This window comes from Calditerrivibrio sp. (assembly GCA_026415135.1).
GTDB lineage: Bacteria > Chrysiogenota > Deferribacteres > Deferribacterales > Calditerrivibrionaceae > Calditerrivibrio.
Genome location: JAOAHS010000026.1, coordinates 91,305 through 102,061 on the forward strand (window position 1 = coordinate 91,305; position 10,757 = coordinate 102,061).

At 34.7% G+C, this 10,757-nt stretch carries 12 protein-coding genes and 1 tRNA gene; 9 read left to right on the forward strand and 4 right to left on the reverse strand.

Annotation, left to right across the window (positions count from 1 at the left end; translation table 11 throughout):
* Positions 1-89 precede the first annotated feature (89 nt).
* Both N3C60_04735 and N3C60_04740 read right to left on the reverse strand, forming a co-directional pair.
* A complete protein-coding gene (locus N3C60_04735; protein ID MCX8084209.1) occupies positions 90-2,381 on the reverse strand; it encodes a vitamin B12-dependent ribonucleotide reductase in 2,292 nt (763 codons plus the stop codon).
* A gap of 160 nt (positions 2,382-2,541) precedes the next feature.
* Positions 2,542-2,940, reverse strand: a complete 399-nt coding sequence (locus N3C60_04740; GenBank protein MCX8084210.1) for an Rrf2 family transcriptional regulator — start codon at positions 2,938-2,940, stop codon at positions 2,542-2,544.
* A 183-nt stretch (positions 2,941-3,123) separates the two neighbouring features.
* Between N3C60_04740 and N3C60_04745 the strand changes: the two genes are divergently transcribed.
* The 8 genes from N3C60_04745 to N3C60_04780 all read left to right on the forward strand — a co-directional run bounded on the left by N3C60_04745 (position 3,124) and on the right by N3C60_04780 (position 8,761).
* Positions 3,124-4,224: a DegT/DnrJ/EryC1/StrS family aminotransferase gene (locus tag N3C60_04745; GenBank protein MCX8084211.1), complete on the forward strand. Its 1,101-nt coding sequence runs from the start codon at positions 3,124-3,126 to the stop codon at positions 4,222-4,224.
* The gene (locus tag N3C60_04750; protein MCX8084212.1) at positions 4,217-4,849 is read left to right on the forward strand and encodes a lysophospholipid acyltransferase family protein; all 633 of its coding nucleotides are present in this window, start codon (positions 4,217-4,219) and stop codon (positions 4,847-4,849) included. Before N3C60_04745 ends, N3C60_04750 begins: the two co-directional genes overlap by 8 nt.
* The gene (locus tag N3C60_04755) at positions 4,830-6,047 is read left to right on the forward strand and encodes a 3-deoxy-D-manno-octulosonic acid transferase (GenBank protein ID MCX8084213.1); all 1,218 of its coding nucleotides are present in this window, start codon (positions 4,830-4,832) and stop codon (positions 6,045-6,047) included. Before N3C60_04750 ends, N3C60_04755 begins: the two co-directional genes overlap by 20 nt.
* Positions 6,034-6,912, forward strand: coding sequence for a lysophospholipid acyltransferase family protein (locus tag N3C60_04760; protein ID MCX8084214.1), 879 nt, complete (start codon positions 6,034-6,036; stop codon positions 6,910-6,912). The genes N3C60_04755 and N3C60_04760 overlap by 14 nt, the downstream gene beginning before the upstream one ends.
* The gene (locus tag N3C60_04765; protein MCX8084215.1) at positions 6,887-7,468 is read left to right on the forward strand and encodes an HAD family hydrolase; all 582 of its coding nucleotides are present in this window, start codon (positions 6,887-6,889) and stop codon (positions 7,466-7,468) included. The genes N3C60_04760 and N3C60_04765 overlap by 26 nt, the downstream gene beginning before the upstream one ends.
* An 81-nt stretch (positions 7,469-7,549) precedes the next feature.
* Positions 7,550-7,978 (forward strand): FKBP-type peptidyl-prolyl cis-trans isomerase, encoded by a 429-nt coding sequence (locus N3C60_04770; GenBank protein ID MCX8084216.1) that lies wholly within the window; start codon positions 7,550-7,552, stop codon positions 7,976-7,978.
* Complete coding sequence (gene dut / locus N3C60_04775; protein ID MCX8084217.1) at positions 7,978-8,415, forward strand: dUTP diphosphatase; 438 nt, start codon at positions 7,978-7,980, stop codon at positions 8,413-8,415. Before N3C60_04770 ends, dut begins: the two co-directional genes overlap by 1 nt.
* Positions 8,402-8,761: a gamma-glutamylcyclotransferase gene (locus tag N3C60_04780; protein MCX8084218.1), complete on the forward strand. Its 360-nt coding sequence runs from the start codon at positions 8,402-8,404 to the stop codon at positions 8,759-8,761. The genes dut and N3C60_04780 overlap by 14 nt, the downstream gene beginning before the upstream one ends.
* Before the next feature lies 1 nt (position 8,762).
* Here the strand turns inward: N3C60_04780 and N3C60_04785 are convergent, their stop codons facing one another.
* Both N3C60_04785 and N3C60_04790 read right to left on the reverse strand, forming a co-directional pair.
* Positions 8,763-9,527, reverse strand: coding sequence for a DUF4384 domain-containing protein (locus tag N3C60_04785; protein ID MCX8084219.1), 765 nt, complete (start codon positions 9,525-9,527; stop codon positions 8,763-8,765).
* Between the two features lie 6 nt (positions 9,528-9,533).
* Positions 9,534-10,493, reverse strand: a complete 960-nt coding sequence (locus N3C60_04790) for a lytic murein transglycosylase (GenBank protein ID MCX8084220.1) — start codon at positions 10,491-10,493, stop codon at positions 9,534-9,536.
* A gap of 188 nt (positions 10,494-10,681) precedes the next feature.
* Between N3C60_04790 and N3C60_04795 the strand changes: the two genes are divergently transcribed.
* A tRNA-Asn gene (locus tag N3C60_04795) sits at positions 10,682-10,754 on the forward strand.
* Positions 10,755-10,757: the final 3 nt, after the last annotated feature.

Here is a 10,757-nt window from a genome sequence, read left to right on the forward strand (position 1 = left end):
TAATAAGATGTCTTTGTATTGTCAATAACAAATTTTATTCCGAAGAGATATTTTATTATTAACATTGTGTTAGAATTGTTGTCCATCGTTTAGCTACAGTGGGAATAACCGCAGGAGTGGCAAACATCACACCCTTCTAAATATTGAATTGGTCCGCCACATTCAGGGCAGGCACCGTTTTTGACAACTACCTCTTCTTTTTCTTCTGCTGCTTCTAAAAGCTTATCCACAGTTATGCCATCTTTTATTAATTTTATCTCTACAGGGCTGTTGATGGCTTTTTCTATTGCTTTTGCTACTGCGTCGGCACAGCTTAGGACTTGGTTCGGACCGAAACCAAATTTCATGTGGCAGGAGATACCTTTTAGTTGTTTGATTATAATGTCGGGTGAGCCACCACTTCTAAATACTATTGAGATCAATCTACCGATGGCTTCGCATTGACTTTGGGCACAGCCACCAGCTTTTCCCATGCTTGTAAATACTTCAAAGGGATCACCATTTTCGTCTGAGTTTATGGTAACATAAAGCTTTCCACATCCTGTCATCATTTCTATTGTTTTGCCGAAAAGGATTTTAGGACGTGGTCTTGGGGTAAACACAGCTTTGTATTCTCCAGTGGGTTTTTGATCTCTTGTAGATTCGGTTTTTGTGCCTAGATTTATGACTTGATCTTCCCTGCAGCCATCCCTGTATATAGTAATTCCTTTACAACCGAGTTTGTAAGCAAGTAAATATACGTTTCTAACATCATCAACAGTGGCATCATGGGAGAAATTTACTGTTTTACTTACTGCGTTATCGGTAAACTTTTGAAAAGCTGCCTGCATACGTACATGCCATATAGGGTTAATTTCGTGGGCTGTTACAAAGATACGTTTTATTTTTTCAGGAATTTCAGGTATATCTTTTAATATCCCTTTTTCTGCAATCTTTTCCATCAGTTCGTCACTGTAGAGTCCATAATCTTTTATAACTTTTCTGAAATATGGGTTGACCTCTACAAGTTTAGTATTATCCATGACATTTCTATAGAAAGCTATGGCAAAGTATGGTTCTACACCACTTGAAGCATTAGCTATTATTGAAATAGTTCCTGTGGGGGCTATTGTGGTTGTTGTGGCGTTTCTTAGATACTTAAAACCCATAGCAGGGTATATACTGTCTTCAAAGTTTGGGAAGTTTCCTCTTATCTTTGCTAATTTTGAGGAAGCTATTTTAGATTCATCATTGATAAATTTCATAAGTTTTTCAGCAAGCTCAATGGCTTCTTCACTATTATATGGAATATTAAGTAGCACTAACATATCGGCCCAGCCCATTATGCCAAGGCCTATTTTCCTATTTTTTTTAGTCATCTTTTCAATTTCAGGGATAGGATAGCGGTTCATGTCTATTACATTATCAAGAAAATGAACACTAGTGTGAATAACTTCTTTTAACTCTTCCCAGTCAATTTTTCCATCCTTTACAAATTTTGCTACGTTTATCGATCCTAAGTTACAAGATTCATAGGGTAATAAAGGTTGTTCACCGCAGGGATTGGTACTTTCTATTTCTCCTTCTTTAGGGGTTGGATTTGCTTTATTTATCCTATCAAGGAATATGATCCCCGGATCGCCACCTTCCCATGCTAATTGAACCATTTCATCGAAAACTTTCTTAGCATTGAGTTTGCCTACAACTTTTTTGTTTCGTGGGTTTATGAGCTCAAAATCTTTACCTTCTTCTACAGCTTTCATAAATTCTTCGGTGAGTCCAACGGAGAGGTTGAAGTTTGTTAATTTGGATTTATCCTTTTTAGCATAGATAAAATCCATAATATCTGGGTGATCTACACGTAGTATACCCATATTGGCACCACGCCTTGTGCCGCCTTGTTTAATAACTTCTGTGGCTGCATCAAAAACAGATATAAAGGATATAGGTCCACTGGAAACGCCTTTGGTGGTTTTTACCACATCATCTTTCGGTCTAAGTCTTGAAAAGGAAAATCCTGTTCCTCCTCCAGATTTATGTATGAGTGCAGTGTATTTTACAGCTTCAAATATTTTATCCAAAGAGTCCTCTACCGGTAAAACAAAACATGCAGAGAGCTGCTGTAATTCTTTACCGGCATTCATCAGGGTGGGGGAGTTTGGTAAAAATTTTAATTCGATCATCATATCGTAGAATTTTTTGGCTGTTTCTGCAATGTTTGCTTTTTCATCATAAAACTTGTCGGCTTGTGCGATATTTATAGCTACTCTTTGGAACATTTCTTTTGGGGTTTCTAATAAATTGCCATCAGCGTCCCTTTTTAGATACCTTTTTTTAAGAACTGTTATGGCATTGTTTGATAATCCAGGTTCTTTTGTCAAAATCTCTTTTATGTTTTCCATATAATAGATATCCTCCAAAATTTCTCTGATTCGGGGATGATAATTTAATAATTTGAAACTATCAAGTTAAAATTTCTAACCTATTTGTCTTAAAAAAGAAATAGGAGGTGGTTGGGTAGTTATATAAAGTGCTTTATTAAAGTGTTTATTTATCAATATGTTAAAACGAAATATCTGAGATTTTGTATTTTTTTAGATCTGTTATGAAGTTTTTTCTGATCTGGTCTAATATATTATGGAATTTACAGCTTGACGTTACATTGCAAACGTTGTCATCGACTAAACAATCATTGATCTCTATTTCACCTTCAATTGCCACAATTATGTCATAGAGGCTTATTTCATCTGGGGCTTTTTTTAGCTTAAACCCACCTTTTTTGCCCCTTTCTGATTGGAGTATATCTGCTTTAACTAATAGTTGTAAAAGTTTACCCAAAAAACTGTCAGGTATACAGCATTCACTGGAGAGATCTCCTCTCATATAATATCTATCTTTGGGTGCGTTTGCAAAGAATGTTACTACTCTGATGGCATAATCAGATGCCCTTGTAATCTTCATGTTGCTTCTCCACTAAAAAATTTTGAAGTTAATATAATTTAATCAAAAAGAAAGTCAATAGAATTTTAGGATAAAAAGAGTCTTGATTTAACATCAATTCAGATAAGCAGAAATAAATATTAGTTGTTATTTGTGCATTTTTTTGCTAAATAAATCAGATTTGAAAAAAGTGGAGGTTAAAGTATGATCCCAATGTTGGATATAAAAAGAGAACTTGCGGTTATTGGCGATGAGATTAAGGCTGAAATAGATAAGAGTTTAAATAGTACTCAGTTTATTTTGGGACCTAATGTAAAGGAGTTTGAGGAGAAGGCTGCTGCTTATCTTGGGTGTAAGTATGCTGTAGGTGTGGCAAGTGGTACAGACGCACTGCATCTGGCTTTAAAGGCGATTGGTATAAAAGATGGTGATGAGGTTATAACTACACCATTTACTTTTATTGCTACGGCCGAAGCTATTGTTTATTGTGGTGGCAAACCTGTTTTTGTGGATGTAGATGAGGAGACGATGAACATCGATGTTCAAAAAATAGAAGAAAAGATTACTTCAAAGACAAAAGCGATTATTCCTGTTCATCTCTTTGGTAACCCTTGTGACATGGACAAGATAATAGATATATCCAAAAAATTTGGTTTGAAAATTATAGAGGACTGTGCCCAGTCGTTTGGGGCGACATACAAAGGTATCCAAACAGGCAATATAGGAGATATCGGTTGTTTCAGTTTTTTCCCCAGTAAAAACTTAGGTTGTTATGGTGATGGGGGGATGGTTACTACAAATGATGAACAGTTATATAAGATATTGTTAGCTTTGAGAAATCATGGTTCATATGTTAGGTATTATCATGAAATGATAGGGTTTAATTCCAGATTAGACGATCTACAAGCTGCTATCTTAAAAGTCAAATTAAAGTATATAGATAATTTTAATCAGGAGAGAAGATCAGTAGCTCAACTCTACAAAAAAACTATAGGAGCATCTGTAGGGTATCAAAAAGAAACTACAGGTGCAGTGCATGTGTATCATCAATATACTATTACAAGTCCAAAGCGTGATTTAGCAATGGAGGCTCTTAAGAAGTCTGAAGTAGCCACAGCGATATATTACCCTGTGCCCTTACATCTACAAAACGCCTTTAAGTATCTTGGATACAAAGAAGGGGATTTACCTGTAAGTGAAAAGCTTGCTAAAACAGTGTTTTCTCTGCCCATAAATCCATATCTTGATGATTCTGAGGTAATTATTATAGGAGAAATAGTAAAAAAAGCTCTTGTAAATGAATAAGATTCTTATATATATTTTTGTCGTTATAATAAAGTTGCTGATTAAAACTGTGCGCTTTGAGATTCATGGTTTGGATACCTATAAGGATTTAAAAGCTCGAGGTGAGAGGGTTATCTTTGCTATATGGCATGGTCAATTAGCACTTTTTTACCCTATGTCTAAATACTCAAAAGCCTGTGGTATAGTTTCCCGAAGCAGAGATGGGGAGATAGCAGCAAATATTATAAAGTATTTCGGTTTCGATTCTGTAAGGGGTTCATCATCAAGGGCAGGGGCTATGGCTATTCTGGAGGCAGAAAAGTACTTGAAAGAGGATTTTGACATAATAATTACCATTGATGGACCTAAAGGACCTAAGTTTGATGTAAAAAAGGGTGTGATCTACATAGCTAAAAGGTTTGATTGTGTTATAATACCTGTTGTGGCTTCTGTGGATAGATTTTTACGATTTTCCAGTTGGGATAACTTTCTCTTTCCAAAACCGTTTGCTAAAATTGACCTTTTTCTGGGTGACCCATATATCACGGATAAAGATATCGATAAATCGAAGATAAAAGCTGAAACAGATTCCCTTAAAGCCAAAATGCTTAATATGACGGAGAGATATGCTAAGTTTTATTTATAACCTATGTTTGCATTTAATTATCCCTTTAGCGTTACCTCTTGGGTACATATTTGCCTATAAAAGGGGTGAAGATAAGGATTATTTTGAAAGATTCGGGTTTATTAAGATAGAAAAAGATCTCAAAAACTCTATGTGGATCCACTGTGCAAGTGTTGGAGAAGTTAGAAGTATAAAGGGTTTTGTAAAACTCTTGAAAAAAGATTACCCAGAAATGGCTATTGTAATCTCCACTATTACAGCTACAGGAAAGAAAATAGCTCTGGAAGAAATAAATCCTGATGTAGCTTTCCTTTTACCTATTGAGAATAGATGGGCTATATCCCATCTTTTGGATCTGTTAAATTGTAGACTTTTTATCTTAGTGGATACTGAAATCTGGCCAAATCTTATCAATGTCGTGTCGAAAAAGGTTCCTATTTTTATAATCAATGGGAGACTATCTGATAAGAGTTTTAGGAGATATCTTCTTTTTAAGTTTGTTTTTAAAAAACTGCTCAACAAAGTCACTAAGATATATGCAAAAAGTGATGAGGACAGAAATAGGTTTGTAAGGATCCTGGAAGACTCTTCAAAGGTTAATATATTAAGTAATATTAAATACCTGAATATGAGTGCTTTTGTCGACCTAAATATCATCCCCAACGGAAAAAGGATTTTGATTGCTGGCAGTACCCATGCAGATGAGGAAGAGATTATCTTGGATAGTTTTATGGAAACATTCGATGACGATCTTTTTGATCAGGTCGTTATAGCTCCAAGACATTTAAATAGGGTAAATGAAGTGGTTGATATCTGTGTAAAAAAGGGGTTGAAGGTATCTTTCTTGAGTAATTATAACCCTGAGTCGGATGTTGTTATAGTTGATAGGTTTGGTTGCCTTGAATATTTGTACAATGTATCTTTAAAGGTTTTTATTGGAGGATCGTTGGTAAGGATCGGTGGGCATAATATATTTGAGGCAATACAGTTTAAAAAAGTTGTATCAGTTGGCCCTTATATGGAAAATTTCAAAGAGGTTTATGATCTTGCCAAGATGTACGGTCTGGTGGTGGATGTGTATGGTAAGGATGACCTTGTTAGATATTATAAAACAGAGTATAATTTGGAAAACTTTGAAAGGTTTATAGCTGATGTGGAACATATAATTAAAAATAGATTGGAGCCATTGTTTAAGGATATCAGGGATGTTATTTCTTAAGTATATAGTGGCATTTTTTCAGAAGATGGGTGTGCAAAGACTGAAGGTTTTAGGAAAATATATAGGAAAGATGGTTTATTATCTGTCAAAGGAAAGACGACAGGTAGCCCATAAAAATCTGTCACTGGTTTTTGATGGAGTAGTACCTGAAGGACTTACTAAAAAAACATTTGAAAACAATTTTATCTCGTTTTTGGAGATCTTTTTAGTGAGAGATATCGATGAGGGGTTTTTGGAATATGTGGATTTGCCTGATATGGGGGAGCTGTTTCGTTTGATTGAAGAAAAAAGAAATATCTTTCTGATTTCAGGTCATATTGGTAGTTGGGAGTTTCTACCTAAAATATACACAATGATTAGTAAAAACAGTATCACTGTTGTGGGTAAATCTTTGAGGAGTGAAAAGCTTAATAAAATTGTGGAAGCGCTAAGGTATTGTGAAAAAATAAATTATATCAATCATTTCAATGCTCTTATTAGTATTCAAAGGGCTTTTAAAAAAAACATGGCTGTTGGGGCGCTGTTGGATCAGGGTGGGCTGGAGAAAAATTCTTTTTTTGTTGAGTTTTTTGGTTTGAAGACTACATTTGTTTCAGGTATACCTATTTATGCTGTACGAAGTAATGCTGTAATAGTTATGGCATTTTTATTAAGACAAAAGGATAGGTGGAGGTTGGAGATATATCCAGCTCTTTTCCCAGATAAATCGTTATCTGAAATTGAAAGTGCAAAAAAGCTTGCTAAAAGTATTAATGAAGTCTATGAAGATGTAATAAAAAAATATCCAGAGCAATGGTTGGCTATGAATAAGAGGTTCAAAAGAGTACTGGAGAGTGAAGATGGGCAGGCCTGCAGTATTTATTGATAGAGATGGGACGATTAATGAGGAGGCTGGTTATATAAATCACATAAATAGTTTTAAAATTTTTGATTTTGTTCCCCAGTCACTAAGACTTTTAAACGAGATGGGTATCTATGCAATAGTTATTACCAATCAGGGTGGAATTGCAAGGGATTATTTTTCTGAGGAACTTGTGACTAGTTTACATACCTACCTAAAAGATAAGATGTTGGAAAAGGGTGCATTTATAGACGCTATTTATTATTGTCCCCACTATCCAAAAACAAAACATCCCATTTATGGCATAGATTGTGATTGTAGGAAACCCAAAGAGGGTTTAGTGAAGATGGCTCTTGCTGATTTTGATATCGACCAACGAAGTATGTTCGTTATAGGTGACAAATGGTCCGATCTTGAACTGGGGGAAAGGATAGGGGCAATTAAAATACTTGTAAAAACAGGTTATGGATTAGGTGAGCTTGAGAAATATCAAAACCATAATATTCAGCCTGATTTTGTTGAAGATAATCTTTTAATGGCTGTATTAAGGGTTTTACGACTTCTTTCTATTCATGAATAAAAAAATATTGCAAAAAAGGTTGTAAAGGTTTAATTTCAATATGTCTGCCCGGTGCAGAACTAACAACATAAGGATAATATTATGATCAAGAACGGCTCAAAAATTAAAATCTGTTACACAGCAAGAGGGCTTGATGGTGAGCTTTTGGATGCTACTCCAGTCAATGAGCCCATATCTTTTTTGATAGGTGGTGGTGAACTGCCTGAAGAGATTGAGAAAAACCTTATAGGTATGACAGTAGGTGAGAAGAAAAAAATCATAATGACACCAGATAAATTATTTGGTGAATGGTCTGAGGAAAATGTTTTGCTTATACCGAAAGAGCTTTTACCAGCTGAAGTGGGTGAGATTCAGCCATCGAAGTTTATTGATTTAAAAGATAACAATGGTAACATGTTTAGAGGGTTTGTGTTAGAGATCAATGAAAAAGGTTATGTGATAGATTTTAACCATCCTTTTGCTGGTAAAACTATTGAATACAACATTGAAATAGTGGCTGTAGAGCAGTAGTGAAAAGGATAGTGGTCAATATCAAACTAGATACAGACGCCATAATACCGGAGTATGCTACTACCGGCTCATCTGGAGTTGATGTTAGGTCTATCGAGTCTGGAGTTATAAATCCCAGTGAAATCAAGCTTGTTAAAACAGGGTTATTCCTTGAGATCCCTGAAGGTTATGAGGCTCAGATAAGACCCAGAAGTGGGCTTGCTTTGAAGCATGGAATAACTATTCTAAATTCACCGGGGACGATAGATTCAGACTATAGGGGTGAGGTTTGTTTGATATTGGCCAATTTTGGAAATGAGCCATTTGAGTACAAAAAAGGTGATAGGTTAGCACAGATGGTTTTTACAGAGGTGGTGAGAGTGGATTTTGAACTTATAGAAGATTTAAATAAAACAGAAAGAGGTATTGGAGGTTTTGGGCACAGTGGTACGAACTAAAAGATCTAAGGTGTTTGTTTATGGAACATTAAAGAAGGGGAAGCAGTTTAATTACCTTATGAAGGATGCTAAATTCTTAGGTAGAGCTGAAACTGTAGAAAAGTACGCTATGTACAAAGATAATATCCCCTATGTTGTAAAAGATGAGCAGGTTTCTACAATTAAAGGTGAGGTATATCTTGTAAATGAAAAGATACTTCATGAACTGGATAAATTTGAAGAACATCCAAACTATTATTACAGGGAATTGATAAAGGTGCGTTTGGATACAGGTAAGGAAATGGATGCATATATATATTTTTTCCCTGAGAAAAGAGGTGTATTGGTAGAAAATGGTGAGTATTAAGCTATTTTAGCTCTATATTTTTATAGTAGAGTTCTTCTACATAGATTTTCTCTTTGCTGTTGATCTGAATATCAGCAATTTTACTAAAAAGCTCCTTGGGGTCAATGTTTATTATCGGTATTGTGGAGTCAGTTAGATTAGGAGTGTTAAGAGGGGAAGGAGATATGAAGAATATAAATTGCTCTTTTGGGGTGTTTTTATCATAGCTTAATTTGAATTTGTCGGCGGAAGAGGGTACCTCGTGGATTACTCCGCTTTCAAAGAGGTTATTTAGTGAGTATTTGTTGGGAAAGATTAGGTATAATTTATTTTCCTTGTCTCGATAAAATATTCTTGAGTAGAAAGGTTTGGAACTTTTTATATAAAATTTGATTTCATTACCTAAAAAATACTTATCTCTGTTAGGGATGATGGTTACGTTCAGGGTATCATCTTTTATATTGTCTTTTGGTGTTGGAAAGATGGCTATTTTTGTGTTTACTTTGATACAACTGTTTATCTGGGCAGGTTCTATATCCCATTTGGATGATTTTGATATCAATTCAAATCTTGAGTTTTCAAAATTAAAAAAGTTTATTAGCTCTGGGCGTAGTTTTAAAATATTATTTATTGCATCATTCTTAGCATCTAATATTGCCTTGTATTCTGTCTCCTCGGGTTTTGATGTACTTGTCATACAAGAAATCCCTTTAGATTCTGTTATGAAAGAGACGCTTGCAAAGGATAGGCTTGTTGTCAAAAGTATCAAGACAAGGTATTTTAGCATAGGTTATTACTCCTTGTTTGCATTTTTAAGGGCTTCTACTATTAGGGTAGCTGATAATGCGTAATTATCGCTGCGATTGTATGTTTTAATAACATCAAAATTTTTGTATGTTATCCACAGTTCATAGGTGTTGTTGTCATAAGAGAATTTTTTTATGGAGGCGGTATTTTTTTTGGGGCTTGGGTAAGAGAGAGTTTTAATATCCAGAGAAAGTTTTTGATTTACAAAGTTTTCTAATGTTTTAACATGTTCTGGTCTTACTTTAGTTGCAATTAACTCGTTGAATTCCCAGCCATTACTCTTTAAGTAGTTGGCTATACTTGCAAAGGTATCTGGCCAATTGTTTAAAAGATCAATTTTACAGTCGTTATCGTAATCTACAGCGTAACTTAGAATACTTGAAGGCATGAATTGAGGTAGGCCGATTGCACCAGCATAAGAACCTTTTATGTTGTTGTTATCATATGTTTTATCTAATCTACGCAATATTATATAATGAATAAGTTCTTTTGTGAAAAAATTACTTCGGGGAGGGTACTCTTTTGCGAGGGTAAAAAGGGCATCACCAACATTGTGAACAGGTTTATATTTGCCGAAATTAGATTCTATGGCTACAAGGGCAACTATTATCTCTTTGTCCACCTTAAATTCGTTTTCTATTTTTCTTAATATGTCTAAATGCTCTTTCAAAAAAGCTTTAGCATCGTTTATCCTTTTTTCTGTCACGAAGATGTCTTTGTATTTACCCCATATAAGTGCTTCTTTGGGAGCCACTATCTTTTCAAGGGTTTTATTATCAATATTGAGAGAAGAGAGAATCTTTTTGCTAAAATCATAAGGTATATAGTATCTTTGTTCTATTATTTTGCTTAAATTATCGATATAGTTATTGGTAAGATTGTCATTTGCGATAGCTAGTACGGCAAAAATATGATATATTATGAAAAATATGAATATAATTTTCATCTATTTCACCACTTTTTTGATACATTATAGGGAAGAAAATAAAAAAAGCAACATTTTTCGATAGTTTTATACAGTATTTGGATGATGTTTTTTTATTTTTGGTTATTTAGTAAACAAGGGGTACCAGTAAGAAAATTTTTGTTGACATTTTTTTTAAATATGGTATATGTTCAGTCCGCAGTTGATGATCCCCGATAGCTCAATCGGCAGAGCGGGTGGCTGTTAACCACTAGGTTGGCGGTTCGAGTCCGTCTCGGGGAGTTT

What these genes read in the sequence shown, in the direction of transcription:
- N3C60_04735 (MCX8084209.1), bottom strand. Translation starts at nt 2,381, where the DNA reads ATGGAAAACATAAAAGAGATTTTGACAAAAGAACCTGGATTATCAAAC.
- N3C60_04770 (MCX8084216.1), top strand. Translation starts at nt 7,550, where the DNA reads ATGATCAAGAACGGCTCAAAAATTAAAATCTGTTACACAGCAAGAGGG.
- N3C60_04745 (MCX8084211.1), top strand. Translation starts at nt 3,124, where the DNA reads ATGATCCCAATGTTGGATATAAAAAGAGAACTTGCGGTTATTGGCGAT.
- N3C60_04765 (MCX8084215.1), top strand. Translation starts at nt 6,887, where the DNA reads ATGGGCAGGCCTGCAGTATTTATTGATAGAGATGGGACGATTAATGAG.
- N3C60_04740 (MCX8084210.1), bottom strand. Translation starts at nt 2,940, where the DNA reads ATGAAGATTACAAGGGCATCTGATTATGCCATCAGAGTAGTAACATTC.
- N3C60_04750 (MCX8084212.1), top strand. Translation starts at nt 4,217, where the DNA reads ATGAATAAGATTCTTATATATATTTTTGTCGTTATAATAAAGTTGCTG.
- N3C60_04785 (MCX8084219.1), bottom strand. Translation starts at nt 9,527, where the DNA reads ATGCTAAAATACCTTGTCTTGATACTTTTGACAACAAGCCTATCCTTT.
- N3C60_04755 (MCX8084213.1), top strand. Translation starts at nt 4,830, where the DNA reads ATGCTAAGTTTTATTTATAACCTATGTTTGCATTTAATTATCCCTTTA.
- N3C60_04790 (MCX8084220.1), bottom strand. Translation starts at nt 10,493, where the DNA reads ATGAAAATTATATTCATATTTTTCATAATATATCATATTTTTGCCGTA.
- N3C60_04760 (MCX8084214.1), top strand. Translation starts at nt 6,034, where the DNA reads ATGTTATTTCTTAAGTATATAGTGGCATTTTTTCAGAAGATGGGTGTG.